The 26,542-nt window shown below is 76.0% G+C and carries 20 protein-coding genes and 1 pseudogene; 15 read left to right on the plus strand and 6 right to left on the minus strand.

Features of this window, described 5'->3' with window-relative positions; genetic code table 11:
• Positions 1-2 precede the first annotated feature (2 nt).
• A complete protein-coding gene (locus ACFY07_RS04930) occupies positions 3-2,372 on the plus strand; it encodes a CDP-glycerol glycerophosphotransferase family protein (RefSeq protein ID WP_390867439.1) in 2,370 nt (789 codons plus the stop codon).
• A gap of 88 nt (positions 2,373-2,460) precedes the next feature.
• Here ACFY07_RS04930 and ACFY07_RS04935 read toward each other — a convergent pair whose 3' ends face one another.
• From ACFY07_RS04935 to ACFY07_RS04955, 5 genes and pseudogenes are all read right to left on the minus strand, one after another.
• Positions 2,461-3,375, minus strand: a complete 915-nt coding sequence (locus ACFY07_RS04935; RefSeq protein WP_390867440.1) for an ABC transporter permease — start codon at positions 3,373-3,375, stop codon at positions 2,461-2,463.
• A complete protein-coding gene (locus tag ACFY07_RS04940; RefSeq protein WP_390867441.1) occupies positions 3,375-4,652 on the minus strand; it encodes a hypothetical protein in 1,278 nt (425 codons plus the stop codon). The genes ACFY07_RS04935 and ACFY07_RS04940 overlap by 1 nt, the downstream gene beginning before the upstream one ends.
• Positions 4,649-5,557, minus strand: coding sequence for an N-acetylneuraminate synthase family protein (locus tag ACFY07_RS04945; protein ID WP_230649083.1), 909 nt, complete (start codon positions 5,555-5,557; stop codon positions 4,649-4,651). The genes ACFY07_RS04940 and ACFY07_RS04945 overlap by 4 nt, the downstream gene beginning before the upstream one ends.
• 492 nt (positions 5,558-6,049) lie before the next feature.
• Positions 6,050-6,439, minus strand: a pseudogene (locus ACFY07_RS04950) (cytidylyltransferase domain-containing protein); the annotation flags it as partial.
• Positions 6,440-6,546: 107 nt separating this feature from the next.
• Entirely contained in the window at positions 6,547-7,863 is a 1,317-nt protein-coding gene (locus ACFY07_RS04955; protein ID WP_390867442.1) for a DUF6716 putative glycosyltransferase, read from the minus strand.
• A gap of 368 nt (positions 7,864-8,231) precedes the next feature.
• Between ACFY07_RS04955 and ACFY07_RS04960 the strand changes: the two genes are divergently transcribed.
• From ACFY07_RS04960 to ACFY07_RS04975, 4 genes are all read left to right on the plus strand, one after another.
• Positions 8,232-9,242, plus strand: a complete 1,011-nt coding sequence (locus ACFY07_RS04960; RefSeq protein WP_390867443.1) for a glycosyltransferase family 2 protein — start codon at positions 8,232-8,234, stop codon at positions 9,240-9,242.
• On the plus strand, positions 9,239-10,786 hold the full coding sequence (locus ACFY07_RS04965) for a polysialyltransferase family glycosyltransferase (protein WP_390867444.1): 1,548 nt from the start codon (positions 9,239-9,241) through the stop codon (positions 10,784-10,786). The genes ACFY07_RS04960 and ACFY07_RS04965 overlap by 4 nt, the downstream gene beginning before the upstream one ends.
• Before the next feature lie 205 nt (positions 10,787-10,991).
• Complete coding sequence (locus ACFY07_RS04970; RefSeq protein ID WP_390867445.1) at positions 10,992-12,176, plus strand: acyltransferase family protein; 1,185 nt, start codon at positions 10,992-10,994, stop codon at positions 12,174-12,176.
• Between the two features lie 397 nt (positions 12,177-12,573).
• A complete protein-coding gene (locus tag ACFY07_RS04975) occupies positions 12,574-13,758 on the plus strand; it encodes an acyltransferase family protein (protein ID WP_390867446.1) in 1,185 nt (394 codons plus the stop codon).
• A 574-nt stretch (positions 13,759-14,332) separates the two neighbouring features.
• Here the strand turns inward: ACFY07_RS04975 and ACFY07_RS04980 are convergent.
• Positions 14,333-15,592, minus strand: coding sequence for a sensor histidine kinase (locus tag ACFY07_RS04980; protein WP_390867664.1), 1,260 nt, complete (start codon positions 15,590-15,592; stop codon positions 14,333-14,335).
• Positions 15,593-15,931: 339 nt separating this feature from the next.
• Between ACFY07_RS04980 and ACFY07_RS04985 the strand changes: the two genes are divergently transcribed.
• From ACFY07_RS04985 to ACFY07_RS05030, 10 genes are all read left to right on the plus strand, one after another.
• The gene (locus tag ACFY07_RS04985) at positions 15,932-16,381 is read left to right on the plus strand and encodes an NADH-quinone oxidoreductase subunit A (RefSeq protein WP_230648916.1); all 450 of its coding nucleotides are present in this window, start codon (positions 15,932-15,934) and stop codon (positions 16,379-16,381) included.
• On the plus strand, positions 16,372-17,133 hold the full coding sequence (locus tag ACFY07_RS04990) for an NADH-quinone oxidoreductase subunit B (RefSeq protein ID WP_390867447.1): 762 nt from the start codon (positions 16,372-16,374) through the stop codon (positions 17,131-17,133). The genes ACFY07_RS04985 and ACFY07_RS04990 overlap by 10 nt, the downstream gene beginning before the upstream one ends.
• Complete coding sequence (locus tag ACFY07_RS04995; protein WP_390867448.1) at positions 17,130-18,320, plus strand: NADH-quinone oxidoreductase subunit C; 1,191 nt, start codon at positions 17,130-17,132, stop codon at positions 18,318-18,320. The genes ACFY07_RS04990 and ACFY07_RS04995 overlap by 4 nt, the downstream gene beginning before the upstream one ends.
• Complete coding sequence (gene nuoH / locus ACFY07_RS05000) at positions 18,317-19,276, plus strand: NADH-quinone oxidoreductase subunit NuoH (RefSeq protein WP_230648910.1); 960 nt, start codon at positions 18,317-18,319, stop codon at positions 19,274-19,276. The genes ACFY07_RS04995 and nuoH overlap by 4 nt, the downstream gene beginning before the upstream one ends.
• Positions 19,276-19,881, plus strand: a complete 606-nt coding sequence (locus tag ACFY07_RS05005; RefSeq protein WP_230648908.1) for an NADH-quinone oxidoreductase subunit I — start codon at positions 19,276-19,278, stop codon at positions 19,879-19,881. Before nuoH ends, ACFY07_RS05005 begins: the two co-directional genes overlap by 1 nt.
• A 77-nt stretch (positions 19,882-19,958) precedes the next feature.
• Positions 19,959-20,621 (plus strand): NADH-quinone oxidoreductase subunit J, encoded by a 663-nt coding sequence (locus ACFY07_RS05010; protein ID WP_230649081.1) that lies wholly within the window; start codon positions 19,959-19,961, stop codon positions 20,619-20,621.
• A gap of 6 nt (positions 20,622-20,627) precedes the next feature.
• Positions 20,628-21,020 carry an NADH-quinone oxidoreductase subunit NuoK gene (nuoK, locus tag ACFY07_RS05015; RefSeq protein ID WP_390867449.1) on the plus strand — a complete coding sequence of 131 codons (393 nt, stop codon included), beginning with the start codon at positions 20,628-20,630 and terminating at the stop codon, positions 21,018-21,020.
• On the plus strand, positions 21,017-23,161 hold the full coding sequence (locus ACFY07_RS05020) for an NADH-quinone oxidoreductase subunit L (RefSeq protein ID WP_390867450.1): 2,145 nt from the start codon (positions 21,017-21,019) through the stop codon (positions 23,159-23,161). Before nuoK ends, ACFY07_RS05020 begins: the two co-directional genes overlap by 4 nt.
• A gap of 55 nt (positions 23,162-23,216) precedes the next feature.
• On the plus strand, positions 23,217-24,803 hold the full coding sequence (locus tag ACFY07_RS05025; protein WP_390867451.1) for a NuoM family protein: 1,587 nt from the start codon (positions 23,217-23,219) through the stop codon (positions 24,801-24,803).
• A 51-nt stretch (positions 24,804-24,854) separates the two neighbouring features.
• A complete protein-coding gene (locus ACFY07_RS05030; protein WP_390867452.1) occupies positions 24,855-26,426 on the plus strand; it encodes an NADH-quinone oxidoreductase subunit N in 1,572 nt (523 codons plus the stop codon).
• Positions 26,427-26,542 lie beyond the last annotated feature (116 nt).

The raw sequence follows: 26,542 nt of genomic DNA on the forward strand, positions 1-26,542 counted from the left end.
CCATGGCCGGAACGACCGACGAGGACCGCGGGCGGAGCTTGCACACCGGGGCCGCCGAGCCTAGCCTCACCGGGGTGTCCACACCGCGACTTAGTATCATCATTCCGGCCTTCAAGGTGCAGGCGTACCTGCGCGAGTGCCTGGAATCCGTCCTCAACCAGTCGTACTCCGACTTCGAGCTGATCGCCGTCGACGACTGCTCCCCCGACGCCTGCGGGGAGATCATGGACGAGTTCGCGGCGGCGGACCCCCGCGTCGTGGTCATGCACCTGCCCGAGAACGTCGGCCTGGGCCGCGCCCGCAACGCCGGCCTGGAGCGCGTCCGCGGCGAGTACGTCCTCTTCCTGGACAGCGACGACACCCTCGTCCCGGGTGCCCTCGCCGCGATAGCCGGGCGCCTCGACGAGACCGGCGACCCCGAGGTGCTGGTCTACGACTACGCCCGCACCTACTGGTACGGCAAGGCGGAGCGGAACTCCCTCGGCGAGCTGCTCCAGCAGAAGGGCCCGGACGTCTTCGACGTCACCGAGCGCCCCGAGCTGCTCAACCTCCTCATGGTGGTGTGGAACAAGGCGTACCGCCGCGACTACATCGAGCGCGTCGGCCTCACCTTCCCGGGCGGGTACTACGAGGACACCCCGTGGACCTACCCGGCCATGCTGGCCGCGCGGACCGTCGCCGTCCTCGACCGCGTCTGCGTCCACTACCGGCAGCGCCGCCAGGGCGGGAACATCCTGCGCACCCGCAGCCGCAAGCACTTCGACATCTTCGAGCAGTACGACCGGGTCTTCTCCTTCGTCGACTCCCGGCCCGAACTGGCCCGCTGGCGCACCCTGCTCTACGAGCGCATGGTGGAGCACCTCGTCACCATCCTCAACAGCCCCGACCGGCTGCCGCCCGAGGCCCGGAACGACTTCCTGCGCCGCTGCGCCGAGCAGTGCCGCCGCTACCGCCCCGCCGGCTTCGTCCCGCCCGTCGGCCGCCCCGGCGTGTACTTCCGCATGGTGGAGCAGGGCTCGTCGCACACCTTCAGCGGCCTGCGCACCGCCCGCACCGTCGCCCGCCGCACCCTCAAGGCCGGCCGGGCCAAGGGCAAGGCCACCAAGAAGCGCCTGATGGACCGGGACTACCAGCTGCAGCGGCTCCGCCCGGTCGACCCGGACCTCGCGGTCTTCTCCGCCTACTGGGACCGTGGCTACGCCTGCAACCCCGCGGCGATCCACCGCAAGGTCCAGGAGCTGGCCCCGGGCATCCGCTCCGTCTGGGTGGTCCGCGCCACCCACAAGCACCTGGTGCCCGAGGGCATCGAGACCGTGCAGCCCGGCTCCCGCGAGTACTGGCACGCGATGGCCCGCGCCAAGTACTTCGTCAACAACGTCAACTTCTCCGACGGCTGGGTCAAGCGCCCCGAGCAGGTCCACCTGCAGACCCACCACGGCACGCCGCTGAAGTCGATGGGCCTGGACCAGCAGGAGTACCCGGCCAGCGGCAACGGCATGAGCTTCCGCAAGCTGCTCAACCGCGTCGACCGCTGGGACCTCAGCCTCTCCTCCAACCGGCACTCCACCCTGGTGTGGGAGCGGGTGTACCCCTCCTCCTGGACCGGTCTGGAGCTGGGCTACCCCCGCAACGACGTGTACTCCACCGCCACCGCCGAGGACGTCGTGCGCATCCGGCGCGAGCTGGGGATCGAGGAGGGCGTCCGCGCGCTCCTGTACGCGCCCACCCACCGCGACTACCGGCGCACCTTCGAGCCGCGGATCGACTTCGAGCGGTTCTGCAGCGAGATGGGCGAGGACACGGTGCTCCTCACCCGCGCCCACTACTTCTACGCCGCGGGCGGCGCCGAGGCCATGTCCCGGCTGAAGCAGGAGGGCCGGCTGATCGACGTCACCGAGCACCCCTCCGTGGAGGAGCTGGCGCTGGCGTCGGACGCGCTCATCACCGACTACTCGTCCCTGATGTTCGACTACGCCAACCTGGACCGCCCGATCGTCGTCTTCGCCGACGACTGGGAGACGTACCGGGAGGCCCGCGGCACCTACTTCGACATCACCGAGCAGGCGCCGGGCGCCGTCGCCCGCAGCGAGGACGAGCTGATCGACGTCCTGCGCACCGGCGAGTGGCGTGGGGTGCAGGCCGCCGAGCGGCGCGCCGCGTTCCGCGAGCGCTTCTGCCCGTGGGACGACGGCCTGGCCGCGGAGCGGGTGGTCCGCCGCCTGTTCCTGGGGCAGGAGGACGGCCTGCCCGCGCCGGTGCCGGTCGCCGACCGCACCCCCGCGCCCGCGCCGGACCGGGCGTACGCCCTGCTCAAGGGCCGCGTCCCCGGCAGCCGCGTCTCCGCCGACACCGCGACGGTGCTCCAGCCCTGACGGCCGTGCGGCCGCGGGAGGCCGGTGCGCTGCTGCGCGCACCGGCCTCCCGCATGTCCCGGGCCGTGCCGGCCCGTCCGGGGACCGGTCAGCCGCGCCCATACCGGTCCTCGGCCTTCCAGAACCAGACGTAGCCCGCCGTCAGCGAGAGCACCGCCCACCCGGCGGCGACCGCCCAGGTCCAGACCGGCACCGCCGGGTAGCTCTCCAGCAGCGCACCGCGGACCAGCTCGATGTAGACGGCGCCCGGGTTCGCCCTCAGCGCCACCGCCGCCGCGTGCGGCAGGTGCCCGCTCACGCGGTCGATGCTGTACATCACGCCGCAGGTGTACATCCAGGTGCGCATCACGAACGGCACGACCTCGCCCAGGTCGCGCACGGTCGCCACCACCCGGGCCAGGACCATCGCCAGGCCGGTGTTGAAGAGGGTCTGCAGGGCCAGCGCCGGCAGGGCCAGCAGCCAGGAGGCGGTCAGCGGCTCGCCGCTGCCCAGCACGACCACCGCGACCACCAGCAGCGACATCAGCAGCTGCTCCAGCTGCACCAGCACCGCCGCCAGCGGCAGGCAGGCCCGCGGGAACTGCACCGCGCGGATCAGGTCCAGCCGGTCGGCCACCGACTTGCCGCCGGTGGTCACCGACTCGCGGGTGTAGGTGAAGACGAAGATGCCGATGCAGAGGAACGAGATGTAGTTGCCGCCGCCGGTGTTGTGCCGCTGCTTCAGCAGGACGCCGAAGATCAGGTAGTAGACGGCGATGTTGAGGACCGGGGTCAGCACCTTCCACAGCTGCCCCAGCCGGGCGCCCGTGTACATCGTGGTCAGCCGCGCCTGGGTGTAGGCGAGCGTGAAGTGGCGCCGCTGCCACAGCATCCGCGTGTACGCGCCGAGCGGCGGCCGCGCCCCGGGCCGGACCAGCCCGTACCGGGCGGCGAGCTCCTGGGCCCCGGGCGGGGCGGGGAAGACGGCCCGGTCGGGCGCCGGGGCGGTGGGTGCGTGCGTCATCAGGCGGTCACCGGGGAGATCATCTCGAGGCCGTGGCGGCTGCGGGCGGAGGCGGAGACGTCCGTCAGGAAGCTCAGCGAGCGGGCGGACGCGTGGGGGGTGAGCCAGTCCGCGTCCACCGCGCAGATCTTCACCCGCACCCCGGTGCCCTCCAGCACCAGGGGGAGGGTGTGCACCACGGTGGACGGGAAGCTCAGCAGCGTCGAGGAGACCGGGCCGCGCCGGGCCTCGACCTCCAGCGGCAGCTGCGGGCGGACGATCTCGGCGCCGGTCGCGGCGGCGATCCGGGCCAGCTTGTCGGGGTGCTCCCGGCGGTGCGCGAAGTACCGGCGCACGCCGTGCTCCGCGGCCAGTCCGGCGACGGTCGCCAGGTAGCGGTCGGCGGCCACCACGCCGGTCTCCACCAGGGAGCTGCCCAGCAGGTCGGCGCCGGGCAGCACGCGCGGCGGGCCGAAGCGGGCCCGGGTCCACGCGTAGTGGTTGGCGGTGCCGCGGGCGCCCGGCGGCGGCTCGACCGCGAGGGAGGTGAACAGCTCCAGCCGGCGCCGCGGGTCCGGCCCGAGGCGGCGGGCGGCCCGCACGGCGGTGCCCGGGACCGGGCCCTCCCGGTGCCAGCGCACCAGCGGCCGGCCGGTGTTCAGCAGGCCGACCAGTTCCACGGTGGCCGTGCCGTCGTCCACCACCACGAGCTCGGCCGCACGCGACAGCGGCAGCAGCGACTGGATGAGCCCGGAGAAGGCGTCGCCTATGAGCAGCCGCGGCGCCCGGGCCACCCGGGGCGCCAGCGCGGCCAGCGAGCGGGCCCGGCCCGCCGCGCCGCCGCGCGGGTCGTAGGCGGTGACCCGGACGCCCTCCGCCGCCGCGAGCACGGACAGGGCCGCGAGCTGGGCGCGGGTCACCGGGTCCACCGGCTGCAGGACGGCTATCGACAGCATCGACGGCGGGGACGGCGGGGACGGCGGCCGCGCCGCCGCGCCGGGGCGCTGCGACGGTACGGCGCCCGCGGCGGGCCCGGCGCCGCGGGCCCGGGCCTTCGCGGGCAGGACGCCGCCGGGCAGCACGTCGTCGGGGAGCACGTCGTCGGGGGAGGCGTCGTCGGGCAGGACGTCGGCCGGCGGCTCGACGGGGAAGTCGGGGAGGGGGAGGCCCGGCAGCGGGTGCCGGGTCCCGGCGGGAGCGCCCTCGCCCCGGTCGGGCCCCTGTGCGTACCGGTGCGCCCACTCCAGAGCGTTCAGCAGCTGGACGGGGCTCTCGACCAGGGCGAGGGTGCGGGTCACGCGGGGACGACCTCCTCGGCGGCGCCCTTCACGCGGCGCAGCTTCTTCATGGCGGCCAGCTCGCCGTCGTAGACCTTCTTCACGCCGTCGCCGAGCGCCTGCTCGATGACGCGGATGTCGCGGACGAGGCGCTGCAGGCCGCCCGGCTCGACGGAGGCCGCCTGGTCCGAGCCCCACATGGCGCGGTCCAGGGTGATGTGGCGCTCGACGAAGACGGCGCCCAGGGCGACCGCGGCGAGGGTGGTCTGCAGGCCGATCTCGTGGCCGGAGTAGCCGATCGGGATGTTCGGGTACTCGGCGCGGAGGGTGTCCAGCATCCGCAGGTTGAGCTCCTCGGCCGGGGCCGGGTAGGTGCTGGTGGTGTGGCACAGCAGGGTGTTCTCGCTGCCCAGCACCTCCACCGCGTGGCGGATCTGGCGCGGCGTCGACATGCCGGTCGACATGATCACGGTGCGGCCGGTGGCGCGCAGGGCGCGCAGCAGGTCGTCGTCGGTGAGGCAGGCCGAGGCGACCTTGTGGGCCGGCAGGTCGAACTTCTCCAGGAACTCCACGGAGGGGACGTCCCACGGGGAGGCGAACCAGTCGATGCCCCGCTTGCGGCAGTGGGCGTCGATGGCGGCGTACTCGGCCTCGCCGAACTCCACGCGGTGGCGGTAGTCGATGTACGTCATGCGGCCCCAGGGGGTGTCGCGCTCGATCTCCCACTGGTCGCGGGGGGTGCAGATCTCCGGGGTGCGCTTCTGGAACTTCACGGCGTCGCAGCCGGCGTCGGCGGCGGCGTCGACCAGCGCGAGGGCGTTCTCCAGCTCGCCGTTGTGGTTGATCCCGATCTCGCCGACCACGTAGACGGGGCGGCCCGGGCCCACCTGGCGGTCGCCGAGGGTGCGGGTGCGGTGGGTGGTCATGGGGAGGGGTTTCCTTTCGACGGGGCTGTGCGGTGCCGCCGGGACGGCCGCGTGGGAGGCGGCCGGTGAGGCCCCGGTGGCGGGGTGGGGGACAGGGGACGGGTGCGGGTCGACGACGGGCGCCAGGGCCCGTGCGCGCGCCAGGTCGGCGGGCTCGTCGATCTCCAGCACCCGTGCGGGGTCGGTGCGGACCAGGGCGACCCGCCCGAAGAAGCGGTGCCCGGCCGCGCGGAGGCCGTCGACGCGCATGGCGTACGCGGCGCCGGTCTCCAGCAGGTCCTCGGGGCGGTCCTGGCGGCGCGGGCGGAACCGGTTGTCGTGGTTGACGCCGACGGCGCCGTACGGGCCGTCGGGCGCGCCGTCGCCGGGCGCGCCGCCGACGGCCGGGGAGCCGCCCGCTGCGGGGGCGGCCGGCACCTCCTCGGCCCGCCACAGGAAGCCGTGGAAGGGCGCGGCCGTCAGGGCGCTGTCGGCGCCGCCGTCGACGACCGCGGCGACCAGGCCGCCGACCTCCTTCGGGGTGACGAACGGCGAGGTGCACTGCACCATCAGCGCCACCTCGGCCGGACCTCCGTGGCGTGCGGCGAGCTCGTCCAGCGCGTGCAGCAGGGCGGACTCGCTGGTGGCCGTGTCGCCGGAGATCGCCGCCGGGCGGCGGACGACCTCCGCGCCGGCGGCCGCGGCCGCGGCCGCGATGCCGTCGTCGTCGGTGGAGACGGCGACCAGGTCGACCCCGGCCGCAGCCAGGCAGGCGCGGACGGCGCGGACGACCAGCGGCACGCCGCCGACCTCGGCGAGGTTCTTGCCGGGGACGCCCTTGGAGCCGCCGCGGGCCGGCACGACGGCGACGACGCGGGGCGGGGGCGTGGTCCGGTGGGTCATGGGGGTGTGCTCCGAGGTCTCGGGGGGCCCTGGGGGCCGGGTGGGCCCGGGGGCTCCGGCGGTCCCGGGGGCCGCGGCGGTGGCGGGGTGCGCCGTCCCGGGCGCGGTCACAGCTGCCCCCAGCGGCGGATCGCGGGCGCCACGTGCTGCACGCCCATCCGGTAGGCCCCGCGGGCGCCCTGGGCGAGCGCCCGGCGGACGGCCCGCCGCGGCCCGGCGCTCTCCGCGCCCGTGCGGGCGGCGGTGGGCAGCGGGGAGCCGTCGGGCGCCAGGCCGTAGCGGGCGAGGACCCCGGGCAGGTAGGCCGGGGCGTTCTCCGCCGTGTAGTAGGGGGAGAGCGGGGGCATCGCGGGCAGGGCCCGCAGCTCCGCGACCCGCTTGCGCAGGCCCTCGTACGGCGCCGGGTCGAGGACGCCCTGGTCGCGCAGCCAGTCCTCGTCGGCGGCGGGCAGGTGGCCCGCGTCCAGCCGGTCCCAGGAGGTGACGCAGCCGGAGCCGGTGAAGTAGTGGTTGCCGAGGGCCTCGCGGACCCCGGCGTCGGCCAGCACCGCGGTGGGGATGCCGCGCTGCAGCGACTCCAGGGCGGCCGTGGAGCTCACCGTGACCAGCAGGTCGGTGCGGTCCAGGACCTCGCCCATGTTGCCGTACACCAGCTCGCAGTTGGCGGGTAGCGGACGGCCCAGCCGCGACACCAGCCGCTGGTACGGGTGCTCCTCCAGGTGCGTGGTGTGCTCGCCCGGCCGGCTGCGCAGCTTCACCAGCACCCGGCGGTCCGGGTGCAGCTCGGCGTGGCGCACGCACCGCTCCAGCAGGTGCAGGCGGGCGTCGCGCGGTTCGGGCACGGAGGGCTGTGCGGCGAAGCAGACCGTGAACGGCCGGTTCTCCGAGGGCCGGTAGCGCTCGCCGGTGCCCGCCAGGAACGGCAGCGCGGCGCGGACCACGCTGCCGGTGTCGACGCCCAGCGGCCCGTACAGGTCGCGGAAGCGCCGGGCGTCGAAGGCGCTGTTGGCCAGCACCGCGTCGGCGCCCGCCCGCAGCAGCAGGCCGTCCGTCAGCTTCTCGTAGACGACGCCGACGTAGCCGGTGACGACCACCGGTCGGCGCGCACGGCCGCGCCAGGCGCGGGCCAGTCCGTGCACCAGCGCCTGCACGCCGCCGCCGACCAGGGCGAGGACGACGACGTCGGCGTCGGCGGGGCCGCCGGGGCCGGGTTCGGCCGCGTCGGCGAGGAAGTCGGCGACCGTGGTCTCCCGCAGGGACGCGGGGGAGACGCCCACCTCGGCGAGCTGGCGCTCGGTCGGGGTGGCCCGGCCGCGCAGCAGGTGCGCGTGGACGTCGGCGCCGCCCTCCGGGCAGAGCTGTCCGGCCAGCAGGGCGCCCCATTTCCAGCGGGTGTCCGAATCGGCCAGGACATCGATACGCATGGAGTGCTCCGGTTCTGTGTGACCCGGCGAGCATAGGGATGCGACCATGGCGCACGGAGGGCTCCACGGAGTCGATCGGAGAAATGAAGAATGGACGGACGGTGAACAGCCCGGCCGCATATCCACCGCGGGTTGACGGAGTGTGGAATTCCGTCCGACATCACGTGAACTCCCCGTCAACGTCGGGCGAACCGGCAGGTCAGGGCGGTCCGGGCTTCATCCTGTGCGCGCCTGCGGGTAGAGTCCGCAGCGAATCCGGTACCTCGGCGGAAGCCGCGCCCCGGATTCCCCGGACCGCCGGTCCGGCCATCCCTCCCCGGGCCCGGAAGGCCCCTCGCCCGGAGCACACGGACACATGCGCGCGTGGAATGCGGACGCGCACGCGGGCCCTGCAGGAGAGAATTCACGTGAAGCTGTCGGTCATCGTCCCCTTCTACAACGTGCAGGCGTACGCGCCCGACACCCTGCGCAGCCTCGCCGCCAACACCCGGCCCGACTTCGAGTTCGTCCTCGTCGACGACTGCTCCACCGACGGCACCCTCGCCGTGCTGGAGCAGTACGCCCGGACCCTCCCCGGGGCGGTCGTCGTCCGGCCCGAGCGCAACCGCGGCCTCGCCGGCGCCCGCAACGTCGGCCTGGAGGCCGCCCGCGGCGAGTACCTCACCTTCCTCGACGGCGACGACTGGATCTCGGCCGGCTACCTGGAGCGGCTCGTCGGCGCCGTCGAGCGGCACGGCTGCGACTTCGTCCGCGTCGACCACGTCCAGGTCACCGGCGTGAAGCGGCAGGTCCAGAAGGCCCCGCAGGCCCGCCGCGACGAGGTCCTCGACCCCCGCGACGGCATCCTCCCCGCCGACCGCGCCACCATGGTCGACTACCCCTACGCCTGGGCCGGCGTCTACCACCGGCGGCTGCTGGAGCGCGGCGCCCTCCACTTCGACGAGGGCCTGCGCACCGCCGAGGACCGCCCCTGGATATGGCGCCTGCACCGGCTCGCCGACTCCTACGCCGTCACCGGGCTGCGCGGCGTCCACTACCGGCGCGCCGTGGCCACCTCGCTCACCCAGGTCGGCGACGAGCGGCAGCTCGACTTCATCCGCGCCTTCGACCTCGTGCTGGAGCAGCTCGCCGACGACCCCGACGCCGAGCTGCTGCTGCCCAAGGCCGTCCGCACCTACTGCGCGGTCCTCGTCCACCACCGCCGCAACGCCGACCGCCTGGAGCGCGACGTCGCCCGCCGCCTGCGGACGCTCTCCGCCGAGGCGCTGCGCCGCATGCCCCAGCACCACCTGGCCGACGCGCTCGACGCCATGGACGCCGAGCGCGCCGCCGTGATCCGCCGGCTGCGCGGCTCGCTGACCGCGGTGGGCGCCCGATGACCGCGCCCGCGACCCCCGGCCCCCGTGAGGAGACCCCCGCCGCCGTGTCCCGTCCCGCCGCCGCACCCGTACCCGCCGCCGCCCCCGCCGGCACCGTGCAGATCTTCGCGGCCTCCACCCTCTACGGGGCCGCCACCGTCTGCGCCGCCCTGGACGCCGGGCTCTTCGGCCCCCGCGCCGACCACCGCCGCATCCTGCTGGTCTGCAACAACGCCGCGATCCCGGAGAATGCCGTCCCGCTGGACCGCACCGCCTCCTTCGCCGCGCTGCGCGACCGCTTCGACGAGGTCCGCTCCTGGAACGAGGAGATCGAGCCCTACCACCCCAGCGGCTGGACCCCCCGCCCGGAGGACGTCCCCATCCTGCAGCGGCTCATGCGGCGGACCTGGGGGCTCGGCGACGCCCCCGTGGAGATCGCGGTCGAGTCCATCCAGGTCAGCCCGGCCCGCGCGATCACCGCCGTCTTCGACGAGGGCCCGGTCCACGTCTACGCGGACGGCCTGATGAGCTACGGCCCCACCCGCAACCCGCTGCCGTACCTGCTGCACGGCCGCATCCGCCGCCTGCTCCACCTCGACCTGGTGCCCGGCCTGCGCCCGCTGCTGCTCTCCGAGTACGGGGTCGAGCCGCAGGCCGTGCCCACCGGCGCCTTCCTCGACGTCCTCGCCTCCGTCGGCCGTGCCGCCCCGCCCACCCCGGCCGTTCCGGCCGTTCCGGCCGCTCCGGCCGCTCCGGCCGCTCCGGCCGGGGTGGACGTCCCGGCCGCCGGGGACGGGTCCGCCCCCGGCCCCGCCCTGCTGCTCGGCCAGTACCTCTCCGCGCTCGGCCTGATCACCCCGGCCGAGGAGGAGGAGCTGCACGCCCGCATGCTCCGCGGCGCCGTCGCCGCCGGCCTCACCGACATCGTCTTCAAGCCGCACCCCAGCGCCCCGTCCCGGCTCTCCCGGGAGCTGGAGAAGGCCGCCGCCGACGCCGGCGCCGCCCTGCGGATCCTCGACGACCCGGTGCTCGCCGAGACCCTGTACGAGCGGCTGCGCCCGTCCCTCGTCGTCGGCTGCTTCTCCACCGCGCTGCTCACCGCGGCCTCCCTGTACGGCATCCCCGCCGCCCGGGTCGGCACCGGGCTGCTGCTGGAGCGCCTGGCCCCGTACGAGAACAGCAACCGCATCCCGGTGACCGTCGTGGACGCGCTGCTGCCCGACCTGGAGGCGCCCGGCTTCACCGCCGCCCTGCCCGACCCCGGCCCGGAGGGGGCCGCCGGGCGGCTCGGCCCGCTGGTCACCGCCGTCGGCTACTGCATGCAGGGCAAGGCCTACCCGCACCTCGCCGCCGAGGCCGCCGACTGGCTGCACGCCCACTACGGGCCGGACACCGCCCGGTACTTCAAACGCCGCCGGCTCACCGCGCTCGGCCTGCCCGGCGGCCTGCCGGGCGGGTTCGCGGGGGGCGTGCCCGCCGGGGCGCGGCTGCTGGGCAGGTCCCCGCTGGTCCGCCGCGTGGTGCGGCAGGCCCGCGCGCGCAGGTCCTCGCCCGGCGTCTCCTGACCCCCGGCGCCCCCGCGACCGCACCCCCGCCGACCGGCGGGGGTGCGACCACGACCGAGGGACGACGTAGTCCCGACCTTCCGTTAGGGTGTGCGGACCGTCGCCCTCCCCTCCGGACGGCGAAGGTGCGCGTACGGAGATGTTCCATCCACGATCCGTTCACGGCAGAAGCGAACGGAACCGACGTGAAGGGCGGCAGCGCCGAATGACCACCCTGGATGCCCCTGCCGCCGAGGCACCGGACACCCGAATAGGGACGGTGCCGGCCCCCCGGCAGCGCGCACACGCAGCCGGGCGCCGGACCGGATCGGCCCCGGGCCGCCTCTACGCCCTCGACGGTCTGCGGCTGCTCGCGGCGCTGTCCGTCCTCCTCTTCCACTACCTCGCGCGGGGCGGCAACGCCAGCCACGCCTGGGGGCAGCAGAGCCGCACCGTGCTGCCGGCCCTGGACCCGGTCGCCGACTACGCCTGGCTCGGCGTGGAGTTCTTCTTCATCATCAGCGGCTTCGTGATCTGCATGAGCTGCTGGGGCCGCGGCCTGGGCCAGTTCTTCCGCTCCCGCGTGACCCGTCTCTACCCGGCGTACTGGACGGCGATCGTGCTCATCGTCGTCGCCGAGACCCTGTACCCGGTCGTGGTGAAGAGCCGCATGAGCATGCACGACATCCTGCTCAACCTGACGATGCTGCACGAGCCGCTCGGCTCGCCGCACGTGGACGGCGTCTTCTGGACCCTCTGGGTCGAGATGCGGTTCTACCTCCTCTTCGCCCTGGTCGTCTGGAAGGGCGTCACCTACCGCAGCACGGTGCTCTTCTGCTCCGTGTGGACCGCCGCGTCGGTGATCGCGGCCATGGTCGACCAGCCGCTGCTCAACGCGGTCCTGGTGCCGAAGTACTCGGCCTACTTCGTCGGCGGCATCGGCCTCTACCTGATCCACCGCTTCGGCTCGCACGCCCTGTCGTGGGGGATCGTCGGCGTCTCCTGGCTGATCGCCCAGAAGATGGTCACCAAGGAGACGGAACGTTTCGGTGACATGATCCACACCCACCTCTCGGGCGCGGTGGGCGCGGCCGTGGTCACCGCCTGCTTCGCCGTGCTCGCCGCCGTCGCCCTCGGGTGGACCTCACGCGTCCGGTGGCGCTGGCTCACCACGGCCGGCGCCCTCACCTACCCGCTCTACCTGGTCCACGAGCACCTCGGCCACCTGGTCATCTACAACCTGCGCGACCAGCTGCCCCCGGCGGGCGTCCTGGCCGTGACCACGGCCGCCATGCTGCTGCTCGCCTGGCTGGTGCACCGCCTCGCGGAGAAGCCGCTCGCCCGGCGGCTCAAGCGGGCCCTGGAGAAGCCGCTGCCGCGCCCGGAGACGGCGGCCGCCGGAGGGCGCTGACACCGGACGGTCCGCCTCCCCGAGGGCCGGTCCGCGCCCCACGGCGCGGTCCGGCCCTCGGCGTGTGCGGGGCCCGGTGCGGCGGGGTGCGCGGCGTCCCCGGGCCGCCGGGCCGCCGGGCCGCCGGGTTGCGGGGTTGCGGGGGTGCCGGGGTGCGGGGTTGCGGGGTTGCGGGGTTGCAGGGGTGCGGGGTTGCGGGGTTGCAGGGGGCCGCCCCGCCGACCGCCGCGGCCACCCGGTGTTCACCCTTCCGCCGGTCCCCGGCCCGCGGGCGTTCGCGGGTGCGCCGCCTCGCGGGCCGAGGGTGCAGGTGCACCCCGGGCCGTGACGGAGCGGGGCGTACCGCCCGCCCGTCGCCCGTCGCCCGTGCGGGCCGCAGCCGCAGGAGCCTCCGCGCGTGATACCGCCGGCCGTCCGACCGAAGCCGCAGCCGCAGGCGCCGTCCGTCCTCGCGGCCCCCACCCGTCCGGCTGCCGCGCCGCCCGCCCCCGCGGCCCGCCCCGGACCCCCGCGCGCCCGCCGGGGCGGCCGGCTGCGCGCCCTGGACGGGCTGCGGCTGGTGGCGGCGCTGATGGTCTGCGCGTACCACTACGCCGGCCGCGGCGGCACGGTGCAGCAGGCGTGGGGGCAGTCGCCCCGCGAGCTCTTCCCCACGCTCCACGGCGCCTTCTCCTACGGCTGCCTCGGCGTGCAGGTCTTCTTCGTGATCAGCGGCTTCGTGATCTGCATGTCGTCGTGGGGGCGCACCCTCAAGGAGTTCTTCGCCTCCCGGGTCTCGCGGCTCTACCCCGCGTACTGGTGCGCCGTCCTGCTGGTCACGGCGGTGCTGGCGCTGCGGCCGGTGGTCGCGCGCCCGCTGCCGCTGGAGGAGGTGCTGGTCAACCTGACGATGCTGCAGCAGCCGATGGGCGCCCACCGGGTGCTCGGGGTGTGCTGGACACTCTGGGTGGAGGCCCGCTTCTACCTGCTCTTCGCCCTGGTGGTGTGGCGGGGGGTCACCTACCGGCGCTCGGTGGCGTTCTGCGCGGTCTGGCTGGTGGCCGCGGTGCTGGCGGCCGCCGCGCACCTGCCCGCGCTGGACCTCGTGGTGATGCCCGACTCCGCGCCCTTCTTCGTCGGGGGCCTGGCGCTCTACCTGGTGAATCGTTTCGGCAGCCGGCCGCTCCTCTGGTCGGTCGTCGGCATGAGCTGGGCACTCGGCCAGTACCAGGCCGTCCGCGGCCTGGTCGGGCCGCAGACGCCCGGCGCCTTCCACCACCGCTCCGCCTGGGTGGTCGTCGCCGTCGTCACGGCCGGCTACCTCGCGGTGGCCGCGGTCGCGCTCGGGTGGCTCGACCGGGTCGACTGGCGGTGGCTCACCGTCGCGGGGGCCCTCACCTATCCCTTCTACCTGGTGCACGAGCACCTGGGCTGGGTGGTGATCGAACTCCTGCGGCGGCAGGCCGGCCTCTCCCCGCACAGCGTCCTCGCCGCCACGGTGGCGGGCATGCTGCTCCTGGCCTGGGTGATCCACCGGCTGGTGGAGCGGACCGTCGGCCCCCGGCTCAAGCGCGCCCTCCTGGCGGCCCCGCGGACGGACTGAGGGGCCGGCCGCCCCCGCCCGCGGCCGTCCCCCCGCCTCCCGGCCGTTCCCGTCCGGCTCCGTCCGGTCCTGTCCGTCCGCGCGGGTCCGTCCGAGCGGGTCCGCCCGCGCCGGTCCGGGATGCCCCGGGCGCCCCGGACCGGCGGCGCGAACGGGTCGGCGTGCCGACACCGCGACCGGCGCCATCTCCGACAAAATGCCTATAACGGACAAGCGGTCCCGGGCATGACCCGCACCCCGGCCGGAGGGCCGCCCACCCCGGGCGGATCCGCTCCCGGACCCCGACCGTCCCCCTCCGGGACCGGCGGCAGCCGTGCACACCCAGCGCAAGGGCCTGCACCGGACGCCGCCGCGTCCGGGCCCTCCCTCCAGGGGGGCCCGCTCCGGCCGGGGCGCGCCCGCTGCCTGTGCGCGCCCCGGCCGCAGTACCGACCCCGGCACCCCGCGGCGGCCCCGACCCCTGCCCGCCCCGGCCCGGTCGGACTGCCCCGCCCTGGTCGGACTGCCTCGGCCCGGTCGGGCTGCCCCGCCCCGGTCCGGCCGTCCCCGCAGGATCGGGACCGCCCTCCGCTCCTCAGCCGCGGACCGCCGTGCGGGTGTGCCAGGGGAGCTCGGCCGTCACCGTGGTCGGGCCCCCGGACGGGCTGTCCACGAGGAGCACGCCGTCGACCGCGCGGACCCGCTCGGCGAGCCCGGCCAGTCCGCCGCCCGCCTCCTCCCGGGCGCCGCCGCGCCCGTCGTCGCGCACCTGGAGCATGAGCCGGTCGCCGCTCCGCCACACGTCCACGGCGGCCGTGCGGGCGCCGGCGTGCTTGGAGACGTTCGTGAGCAGCTCGCTGACCGTGAAGTACGCGATGCCCTCCACGGCGGCCGCGGGCCGGTCGGGCAGGTCCACGGAGACCCGGACGCCGCCCGGGACCGTGCAGCGCGCGGCGACGGAGGACAGGGCCGCGTCGAGGCCGCGGTCGGTGAGGACGGCCGGGTGGATGCCGCGGGCCAGGTCGCGCAGCTCCTGCAGGGCGAGCTTCACCTCGCCGTGCGCCGCGTCGACCACGCGGGCGGCGGTCCCGGGGTCCTCGGCGAGGCGCTCCCGCGCGATCCCCAGGTCCATGGCCAGGGCGACCAGGCGGGCCTGTGCGCCGTCGTGCAGGTCCCGCTCGATGCGCCGCAGGTCGGCGGCGGCCGTGTCGACGACCGTGCCGCGGTCCTCCTCCAGCTCCCGCACCCGCTCCGACAGCGGCGACGGGCTCAGCAGCGCGGCCACCAGCGCCCGGTCCACGGCCGTCAGGCCGCGCACCACCCAGGGCAGCACGGGCCAGCCCACCAGCAGCACGGCCAGCGCCACGGCGAAGGTGAGGGCGCCCCAGGGCAGCAGCACCGTGAAGTACAGGGCCGCCCGCCAGCCCTGGCCGTCGGTGAGCACGGCGGCGATCCGCCCGGCCGCGCCGGGGCGCCCCGGCAGCGGCGGATCCGGCTCGGGGACGCGCAGGCCCAGCAGCCGCGCGGCCCGGACCCGCTCCGCCGAGGCCAGCGCCCGGCACCCCAGCAGGCCCGCGGCCAGCAGCGGCAGGCCCACCACCGTCACGGCCAGGCCGGCGCCCACCGAGACGAGGACGGCCGTGAACACGAAGCCGGCCAGGCCCACCGGCAGGCTCAGCAGCAGGTACGCCGTCGCCGCCCACGTCCGCGCCCCGTACGGGGCGTCGGCCCGGACGCCGGACCCGCCCGCCGTTCCGCCCGCCGTTCCGCCCGCCGGCCCGTCCGCTGTTCCGTCCGCCGGTCCGTCGGGCCGGGTCCCCGGCCCCGCCGCCGCGCTGCGCTGCGACCCCTCCATGGTGTGCACGTCCTCTCTCCTCCGATCCGCCCGGTCCCCGCTGCCCGGTCCCCGGCCCGCGCCCAGCGGCCCCGACAGCTCCAGCCTGCCGTCCCGGAGGCGTGGGGGGCCATGGGGTGGCCGCCCGGTCCGCCGGGGGGACAGCCCCACCCCCCGGGCGGGCCCGGGGCCTCCGCAGGCCCGGGCGGGGAGGCCCCCGCGCGCCTCCGCGCGCCGCACCGCCGGACCCCCGCCGTCCCGCACCTCGGGAGGGGTTCACGGCCCGGGGCCGGGTGCACCTAGACTCCCAGGCGTACGGAACGTCATGGCTGCGTAAAGGGACACCGAGGGACACCGATCATGGAGGCAACGCAGGCGCCCCGCACGGTGGGGCGGCTCGCGCAGTGGGCCGCCGCGTCGGCGGACGGCCCGGCGAGGGACGGCGGCTACTTCGACGCCTACGCCGCGGTCGGGCTGCTGGCCGTCGTCGGCGTGCTCTTCGTCACGGTCGCGTTCACGGCCAACCGGCTCATGCGGCCGGTGGTGCCCACGCCGGAGAAACTGCTCGCCTACGAGTGCGGCGTGGACCCGGTGGGGGAGGGCTGGGCCCAGACCCATATCCGCTACTACGTCTACGCCTTCCTCTACGTGATCTTCGCGGTGGACGCCATCTATCTCTTCCCGTGGGCCACCGTCTTCGCCGCCCCCGGCTACGGCGCCGGGACGCTGGTGGAGATGTTCGTCTTCATCGGGTTCCTCGCCGTCGGCCTGCTCTACGCCTGGAAGAAGGGCGTCCTGGCATGGACGTGACCCCCGTCCGCACCTCCGGGACCTCCGGGACCCCCGGGACCTCCGGCGGCCACAGCGCCGGCCACGGCCACGGTGCTCCGGCCGGCGGCCCGGTGCCGCTCGGCATCCCGGACCCGGCCCGGCCCGGCGCCGCCGTCGAGCAGCGCCGCCTCGGCCCGCTGGCCCGGCTCGCGCCCGACCCGGTGAAGGTCGTCCTCAACTGGGGCCGCCGCTACAGCCTGTGGTGCTTCAACTTCGGCCTGGCCTGCTGCGCCATCGAGTTCATCGCGGCCTCGATGGCCAAGCACGACTTCATCCGCATGGGCGTCATCCCCTTCGCCCCCGGGCCCCGCCAGGCCGACCTGATGATCGTCTCCGGCACCGTCACCGACAAGATGGCGCCCGCGGTCAAGCGCCTCTACGAGCAGATGCCCGAGCCCAAGTACGTCATCTCCTTCGGCGCCTGCTCCAACTCCGGCGGCCCCTACTGGGACTCCTACGCCGTGACCAAGGGCGTCGACCAGATCATCCCCGTGGACGTCTACGTGCCCGGCTGCCCGCCGCGGCCGGAGGCGCTGCTCCAGGGCATCCTCAAGCTCCAGGAGAAGATCGCCGGCGAGTCGCTCGCCGAGCGGTACGCCGACGGCCCCGACGCCGCACCGGCCGCCCCCCGCGTCCCGGACGCGGCGCTGCGCCGCCCGCTGGTCGGCGGCCCGGGGTCCGGCCCCGCCGCCGGCGCGTCCGGCACCCCGCGGTCCGGAGCGGACCGGTGACCCGCGACCGCACCCCGGAGGAGGTGGCCGCCGCCGTCGGACCGTGGGCCACCGCCGAGGAGACCTACGAGCTGCTCACCGTGGACGTCCCCGCCGAGCACTGGACCGAGGCCCTCACCGCCGCCCGCGACACCCTCGGCCTCGCCTACTTCGACTGGCTGAGCGCGGTGGACGAGCTGGCGGAGGGCTTCTCCGTCGTCGCCCACCTCGCCGCCGTCGGCGGGGCGGCCCCCGTCCGCCACCTGCTGCTGCGCACTCGCGTGCCGCGCGACGCCGCCTCCCTGCCGACCGCCACCGGCGTCTACGCCGGTGCGGGCTGGCACGAGCGGGAGACCCACGAGATGTTCGGCATCGGCTTCACCGGCCACCCCGGCCTGGCGACGCTCCTGCTGCCCGACGGCTTCGAGGGCCACCCGCTGCGCAAGGAGTTCGTGCTCGCCGCCCGGGTCGCCAAGGCGTGGCCGGGCGCCAAGGAGCCCGGCGAGAGCGACCACGGCGAGGGCCAGGCGGCGGGCCGCCGCCGGATGCTGCCGCCCGGCGTGCCCGACCCCAACGAGTGGGGGCCGCTCAAGGGCACCCTGCCCCCGGCCCCCGAGCGGCCCGCCCGCGGTGCCCGGGCGGGTGCCGCGGGACGCGCCGCCGCGGGCGCGGCCGGCGCCGCAGCGCCGGGCGAGCGGCCGGTACGGGCGGACCGCCCCCGCCGCGCCCGCAGCGTCAGCGAGGGCTCCGCCAGCCAGGCCACCCCGGCCGCCGGGCCTGCCGCCCCGGCCGGCGGTGACGCCGCCCCCCGCCGGGAGCGCCGCCGCACGCCGGACGCGCCCTGGCAGACCGCCCCGGAACCGCCCGCGACCTCCGCGGAACCGCCCGCGACCTCCGCGGAACCCCGGGTGCCCCGGCCCCCGGTGGACCCTGCGGTCCCGGACGCCCCGGCCGAGCCCGGAGCCCCCGCAGCCCCGCAGCCCGGCCCGGCGCCGCAGGCCGCCCCGGGGCCCGCCGCGCCCGGTACCCCCGGCGCACCCCGCACCCCCGCCGGTGCGGAGGGCACGGCCGAGGCCGACGCCCCGGAGGGCACCGGTGCCGACGGCGACCCCGCCGCCTCCGACGCCCCGCACCCCGAGGCCGATTCCCGCCCCGACCCCGCATCCCGCCCCGACCCCGCATCCCGCCCGGACGGAGACAGCGCATGACCCTGCTCGACGCGCTGCTCCGCTGCGTCGCCGTCCTCGCCGTGTTCCTGGTGTTCCCCCTGGTCATCGGCCAGACCGAGCACAAGGTGATGGCCCACATGCAGGGCCGCCTGGGGCCGATGTACGCCGGCGGCTTCCACGGCTGGGCCCAGCTCGTCGCCGACGGCGTGAAGTTCGCGCAGAAGGAGGACGTGGTCCCCGCCGAGGCGGACCGCCGCGTCTTCCAGCTGGCCCCGGCCGTCGCCCTGCTGCCGTACCTGGTCGTGCTGATCGCGATCCCGGTCGGACCGCACGGCCTCGTCGGCCAGGCGGTCGACGCGGGCCTCTTCTTCGTCCTCGCCGTGATGGGCGTCGGCGTCCTCGGGTCGCTGATGGCCGGCTGGGCGTCCGCCAACAAGTTCTCCCTCCTCGGCGGCATCCGCACCGCCGCCCAGCTGATGTCGTACGAGCTGCCGATGCTGCTCGCCGCCGCCTCGGTGGCCATGGCGGCGGGCACGCTCTCCCTGTCCGGCATCGTCGACGCCTTCCACTGGTGGTGGGTGCCGTGGCAGGTGGTCGGCGGGTTCGTCTTCTTCACGGCGGGCCTCGCCGAGCTGCAGCGTCCCCCGTTCGACATGCCGGTCGCCGACTCCGAGATCATCTTCGGCGCCTACACCGAGTACACCGGACTGCGGTTCGCCCTCTTCCTCCTCTCCGAGTACGCGGGCATCCTCGTCCTCTGCGCGCTGACCACCGTGCTGTTCCTGGGCGGCTGGCACGGGCCGTTCTCCGACGGCCTGGGCTGGCTGTGGACGCTGCTCAAGACCTTCGCCCTGGCCTTCGTGGTGATCTGGCTGCGCGTGACCTACCCCCGGCTGCGCGAGGACCAGCTGATGCGGTTCGCCTGGACCGTCCTCATCCCGCTCTCCCTCGCCCAGCTCGCCCTCACCGGCGTCGTCAAGGTGGTGATCTCCTGATGGCCCCCCTCCCCGGCCGCGGCCTGGCCAAGGGCCTGGCCGTGACCCTGCGGACGATGACCCGCAGGTCCGTCACCGCGCAGTACCCGGACGTGCAGCCGGAGCTGCCGCCCCGCAGCCGCGGTGTGATCGGGCTGCTGGAGGAGAACTGCACGGTCTGCATGCTCTGCGCCCGTGAGTGCCCGGACTGGTGCATCTACATCGACTCCCACAAGGAGACGCTGCCCGCCGCGGACCCCGGCGCGCGGGCCCGCACCCGCAACGTGCTCGACCGCTTCGCCATCGACTTCTCGCTCTGCATGTACTGCGGGATCTGCATCGAGGTCTGCCCCTTCGACGCCCTCTTCTGGTCGCCGGAGTTCGAGTACGCCGAGACCGACATCCACGAGCTGACCCACGAGCGGGACCGGCTGCGCGAGTGGATGTGGACCGTCCCCGCCCCGCCCGCCCTGGACCCCGCGGCCGAGGAGCCCAAGGAGGTCGCCGCCGCCCGCAAGACCGCGGACAAGCAGGCGGCCGCGGCCGCCGCGGCGCGGGAGGCCGCTGCGGCGCCCGCCGCCGTGTCCCCGTCCCCGGACAGCGCAGAGGAGCAGCAGGACTCGTGACCGCCCCCGTCCTCGGCCCCGGCCTCGCCGCCGGACCCCTCGCCGCCGGCTCCCTCTCGCCCCAGGGCCACTCCTTCCTGTCCCCGACCGGGGTCGAGATCGTCTTCGTCCTGGTCGGCCTCGCCGTCCTCGGCGCCGCCGTGCTCTCCGTCACCACCCGGCAGCTCGTCCACGCCGCCCTGTGGCTGGTGGTGGCGCTCGGCGGCCTCGCCGTCGAGTTCCTCCTCCTCACCGCCGAGTTCATCGCCTGGGTGCAGGTCCTCATCTACATCGGGTCCGTCGTCGTGCTCGTCCTCTTCGGCCTGATGCTGACCAGGGCGCCCATCGGGCGCTCGCCGGACGCCGACTCGCGCAACCGCCCCGTCGCCCTCGGCACGGCCGCGGCCGCGGCCGCCACCCTGGTCACCCTCGTCGTCGACGCCTTCCGCACCACCTGGGTCGACCTGGACGCCGGGACCGGCAGCGCGAGGGCGACCGGGTCCAGCCTGTTCCGGCACTGGGTGCTGCCCTTCGAGGCGCTCTCCGTCCTCCTCCTCGCCGCCCTGGTCGGCGCCATCGTGCTCTCCCGCCGCGACGGGGACCGCACCCCGCCGCGCCCGCCCCGCCCCCGGCCCGGCCGGGCCGTCTCGGCTGCCCGCCGGACCCCGGCCGCCCCGGTCGCCCCGACCGCGACCCCCGCCGCCCCCGGGACCTCCGCGAACCCCGCGACGAACCCCGCGACACCCCCGCAGGAGCGCTGACCGCCGATGCACCTCGCCTATCCCGCCGTCCTCGCCGTCCTGCTCTTCAGCGTCGGCGTCTACGGCGTGCTCGCGCGGCGCAACGCCGTCCTCGTACTGATGTCCGTCGAGCTGATGCTGAACGCCGTCAACCTGAACCTGGTGGCCTTCGACGTCTGGCTCCGCGACACCCTCCACGCCGGCCAGGCGCTCACCCTGTTCACCATCACCGTCGCCGCGGCCGAGATCGGCCTCGGCCTCGCCGTCGTCCTCATGGTCTTCCGCAACCGCGGCACCGCCGACGTGGACCGGCTCCGCGACCTCGCCGAGAACGCCGAACCCGCCGACGGCGCCCTCCCCGCCGGGCACCCCGGCCCCTCCCGGGCCGCCGACCAGGAGAAGGGCCGGGCCGCCGCATGACCGTCACCCTCGCCGCGCTCGTCCCCGCGCTGCCCGCGCTCGGCGCCGCAGCCGGCCTCGCCGCGGGCCGCCGCGCGCCCGGATTCGTCCGGCCGCTCGCCGTCCTCCCCGTCGCCGCCTCCGCCGTCCTCGCCCTGCTGGTCGCCCTCGACCTCGGCACCGGCCGCACCCTGGACGCCGCCACCCGGCTCACCCCCACCGGCGGCCCCGCGATCGACCTCGCGATCCACCTCGACGGGCTCGCCACCGCCGTCGCCGTGCTGGTCGGCACCGTCGCCACCTGCGTGCAGGTGTACTCCACCGCCTACCTGCGCGACGACCCCCGCTACCCCTCCTACGCGGCCCTGGTCTCCCTCTTCACCGCCGCGATGATGCTCGTCGTCTACTCCGGCGACCTCATCGTGCTGCTGGTCGGCTGGGAGGTCATGGGCATCTGCTCCTACTTCCTCATCGGCCACCACTGGGAGACCGCGGACGCCCGCTCCGCCTCCCTCAAGGCGTTCCTCGTCACCAAGCTCGGCGACGTGCCGTTCCTCTTCGGCCTCTTCGCCCTCGGCGCCGACGCCGGCACCTTCCGCATCAGCGGCGTCCTGGACGCCGCCGCCCACGGGCACCTCGGCCACCCCACCCTGGTGGCGCTGCTGCTCCTCGCCGGCGTCGCCGGCAAGTCCGCCCAGTTCCCGCTCCACACCTGGCTGCCCGACGCCATGGCCGGCCCCACCCCGGTCTCCGCGCTGATCCACGCCGCGACCATGGTCGCCGCCGGCATCTACCTGGTCGCCCGCCTCCTCCCGGTCTTCCTGCTCTCCGCCGCCGCGCTCGTCGTCCTGGCCGTCCTGGCCGCCGTCACCATGGTCGGCTCCGGCCTGTGCGCCCTCGCCCAGGACGACGTCAAGCGCGTCCTCGCCTACTCCACCGTCGGCCAGCTCGGCTACATGGCCGGCGCCCTCGCCTCCGGCGACCGCGACGCAGCCGTCTTCCACCTCCTCGGCCACGGCTTCTTCAAGGCGCTGCTCTTCCTCGCCGCCGGTGTCGTCATCCACGCCGCGCACACCAACTCGCTCACCGCCATGTCCCGTATGCCCGGGCTGCGCCGCCGCGTCCCCGACGCCTCCTGGACGATGGGCATCGGCCTGGTCGCCCTCGTCGGCCTGCCGCCCCTCACCGGCTTCTTCACCAAGGAGTCGGTGCTCACCGCCGCCGAGCACGCCGCCACCGGCGAGGCCCTCACCCGCGGCCTCGGCCCCGCCGACGCCGTCCCCGCCGCCGCGGGCTGGATCGTCCTCGTCGCCGGAGCGGTCACCGCCCTGCTCACCGGCGCCTACGCCACCCGGCTCTGGCTGCTGGCCTTCCACGCGCCCGCCGCCCGCCCCGTCGTGTCCGCCCTCGCCCCCGACGACGCCCCCGACGGCGCGGCCGGCGGCCGCGCCGCCGAGCCGCACGCCATGCGCTGGCCGCTGTGGGTGCTCGCCGTCCCCACCCTCGCCTTCGGCGTCGCGGGCCTGCGCACCGACTGGCTGCCCTCCCTCCTCGACGGGGGATCGCTCCGCCCCTCCTCCGACACCGCCGTCCTCGGCACCGGCCTCGCCGCCGCCGGCGTCCTCGTGGCGTACACCGCCTGGCGCGCCGCCTCCCGGCAGGTCGCCCGCGCCCAGGCCGACGCCGCCAACACCGCCCTGGAGCGCGCCGCCGCCGAACACGCCGTCCGCCCCGCGGGCACCGAGGCCGCCCCCGAGGAGACCCCGGCCGACCTCGCCGCCGACCTCCCCCCGGCCCGGCCCGCCGGCGCCCCGCCCACCCACGAGGCCATCGACGCCGCGATCGCCGCCGCCGAAGCCGTCGCCCTCACCCCCGACCCGGCCCGCACCCTGCTCGGGCCCCTCCTCACCCCCGCCACCCGCGGCTTCGGCCTCGACCGGCTCTACGCCGCGGTCTTCGCCGCCCCGACCGCCGCCGCCGCACGCCTGGCCCGCTTCCTCGACCGCGAGGTCGTCGAGGGCTACGTCCAGGGCAGCGGCCTCGGCGCCCGCCTGCTCGGCGCCGCCGTCCGCCGCGCCCAGAACGGCAACGCCCAGGCCTACCTCGGCGCCCTGCTCGCCGGGGCCGTCGTCCTCGTCGTCGCCGTGGCGGTGGGCACATGACCGGCCGCCCCGCCACCGCGCCCGCAGCACCAGCCCCCCTCACGGAGACCGCCCGGTGAACGCCGTCCTCATCGCCCTCCTCCTGCTGCCGCTGCTCGGTGCCGCCGCCACCCTCGCCCCGCGCACCTTCGGCGCCGACCCGGAGGTCCGCGGCCGCCGCGCCCTGCGCTTCGGCACCGCCGTCACCGGCCTGGTGCTGCTCCTCGCCGTCGCCCTCGCGGCCGGCTTCGACCACGGCGACCCCGGCCGCATGCAGGCCGTCACCGACGTCCGCTGGATCCCCGCCCTCGACGTGCGGCTCCACCTCGGCGTCGACGGCGTCTCGCTGCCGCTGCTCGTCCTCACCGCGCTGCTCACCTTCCTCTGCGCGCTGTACTCGACCCGCCGCCTGCCCGACGGCCCCGGCACCCCCTCCCCGCTCGCCTTCACCGGCCTGCTGCTCCTCCTCGAGGTCGGGATGCTCGGCACCTTCGCCGTGCTCGACCTGCTGCTCTTCTTCCTCGCCTTCGAGGTCGTGCTCATCCCCATGTACTTCCTCATCGCCCGCTGGGGCGGGGAGGGGCGCGGCCCCGCCGCCAACCGCTTCATCCTCTACACGCTGCTCGGCTCCGCCGTCATGCTGCTCGGCCTGCTCCTGCTCGGCAGCGAGGCCGGCACCTTCGACATGACCGCGCTCGCCGCCCGCCACGGCGACGGCCTCTCCCGCACCACCCAGGTCACCGCCGCCCTCGCCATCGGCCTCGGCCTCGCCGTCAAGGCCCCGATGTGGCCCCTGCACAGCTGGCTGCCCGACGCCCACACCGCCGCCCCCACCGCCGGGTCCGTGCTGCTCGCCGGCGTGCTCCTCAAGATGGGCACCTACGGCTTCGTCCGCGTCGTGCTCCCCGCCACCCCCGACGGCGCCGCCGCCCTCGCCCCCTACCTCGGCGCCCTCGCCGCCGTCGGCATCGTCTACGGCTCCCTCGTCTGCCTCGCCCTCGCCCGCCCCGGCGCCGGGGGCGACCTCAAGCGGCTCATCGCCTACTCCTCCGTCGGCCACATGGGCTTCGTCCTGCTCGGCATCGCCACCCTCACCCCCACCGGCGTCAACGGCGCGCTCTTCGCCAACATCGGCCACGGCCTCATCACCGGCCTGCTGTTCTTCCTCGTCGGCGCCGTCAAGGACCGGTACGGCACCGCCGACCTCGACCGCCTCGCCGGGACCGGCACCGCCACCGGCGCCGCCCTCTACGGGCGCGCGCCCCGGCTCGGCGGACTCCTCGCCTTCGCCGCCGTCGCCAGCCTCGGACTGCCCGGCCTGGCCGGCTTCTGGGGCGAGCTGCTCGCCATGTTCGGCTCCTTCCACCCCGCCGCCGGGCTCTCCCGCCCCGCGTACCTGGTCTTCATGGCCCTGGCGGGCCTCGGCACCCTCCTCACCGCCGCCTACCTGCTCACCGTCGTCCGCCGCGTCTGCATGGGCGACCCCGCGCAGGCCCCCCGCACCGACGCCGTCCCCGCCACCGCCCCCCTCGCCGACGTGCGGGGCTACGAGGCCGCCGCCTGGAGCCCCCTCGCCGCCCTCACCGTCGTCGCCGGGCTGTGGCCCGCCGTCCTCCTCGGCCTGTCCGCCCCCGCGGTCAAGAGCCTCCTCGGAGGCGGCTGACCCGTGCCGCTCCCCAGCCTCCCCGCCACTCCCACCCCCGGGCAGCCCGCCATGACCGAGACGCTCAGCCTCACCGACCTCGCCGTGTCGCACGCGGGCGCGCTCATCCAGTCCGTCGACTGGACCGCGATCGCCCCTCCGCTCGTCGCCGCCGTCGCCGCGCTCGCCGTGCTGGTCGCCGACCTCTTCGTGCCCGCCCGGCGCAAGCAGCTGCTCGGCTGGGGCACCGTGGCCGCCCTCGCCCTCGCCCTGCTCGCCCTCGTCCCCCTGCGCCACGGCGACCGCGCCACCTTCTGCCTGAAAACCGTAGCGGGCACCACCGACAACGCCGGCTGCTCCTACGTCGCCGACCACTTCACGCTGGTCTTCCAGCTGATCGCCCTCGGCGGCGCCCTGCTCACCGCGCTGCTCTCGCTGCACACCGTCGACGAGGAGCGCCTCCCCGGCGGCGAGTACTGGTTCCTGCTGCTCTCCAGCGCCGCCGGGGCCGCCCTGCTCCCCGCCTCCCGCGACCTCGCCACCCTCGTCGTCGCCCTGGAGACGGTCTCGCTGCCCGCCTTCGCCCTGGTCGGCCTGCGCCGCGACCGCCTCGGCGGCGAGGCCGCCCTCAAGTTCTTCCTCTCCTCCGTCACCGCCACCGCGGTCATGCTGCTCGGCGTCGGCTTCCTCTACGCGGCCGGCGGCACCCTCCACCTCACCGCCCTCGCCGACGGCCTCGACCGCGCCCCCGCGCAGCTGCGGCACCTCGCCGAGGCCGGCGCCGCGCTCACCCTCGTCGGCTTCGCCTTCAAGGTCGCCGCCGTCCCCTTCCACTTCTGGCTGCCCGACACCTACACCGGCGCCCCCGTCCCCGTCGCCGCCTACCTGTCGGTCGTCTCCAAGGCCGCCGGACTCGCCGGGATCGCCCTGGTCACCACCCTCGCCCTGCGCCCCTACGCCCCCACCTGGGGCCTGCTGCTGGCCGTCCTCGCCGCCGCCACCATGACCGCCGGCAACACCGCCGCGCTCCGGCAGCGGCCCGACGCCCCGCGCGGCGCGGTCCGCCTCCTCGCCTGGTCCTCCGTCGCCCAGGCCGGGTACCTGCTGGTGCCGCTCGCCGCCGCCGGGTACGGGCACAGCGGCAGCAGCCCGCTGGGCGCCACCGCCGCGTACGCCCTCGTCTACGCGGTGGTCAACCTCGGCGCCTTCGCCGTGGTCGCCGCCGTCGGCCGCACCGCCCCCGGCAACCGGCTCGACGACTACCGCGGCCTCTTCTCCCGCCGCCCCGGCGCCGCCCTCGCGCTCGCCTTCGCCCTGCTCTGCCTGGCCGGCCTGCCGCCGGGCGTGGTCGGCGTCTTCGCCAAGGTCGTGGTCTTCCGCGCCGCGATCGACGGGGGCCTCGGCTGGCTCGCGGTCGTCATGGCCGCCAACGTCGTCGTGGCGCTGTACTACTACCTGGCCTGGACCGCCCGCCTCTTCGCCCCGGCCCCCGCCCCCGAGGCCGGCGCCGAGGGCGCCGCGGCCCGGCCGCCGCGCACCCCGGCCCCCCTGGCGGCGGCCGTGGCCCTCACCGCCGCCGCCGCGGTCGTCCTCTCGGCCGCCCCGCAGCTCGTCCTCCGGGTGGTCGACGCGGCGCTCTTCTGAGCCGCCCCTCCTCCCCGCGGCCGTCCGGGCCGCCCCGGACCGGCACCCGCCCCGTCCGGGCCGCCCCGGGCCCGCACCCGCCCCGTCCGGGCCGCCCCGCTTGTGCGGGGCCCGCC

Origin of the sequence: Streptomyces sp. NPDC001380 (assembly GCF_042895785.1) — a bacterium.
In the GTDB taxonomy this organism is placed as follows: Bacteria; Actinomycetota; Actinomycetes; order Streptomycetales; family Streptomycetaceae; genus Peterkaempfera.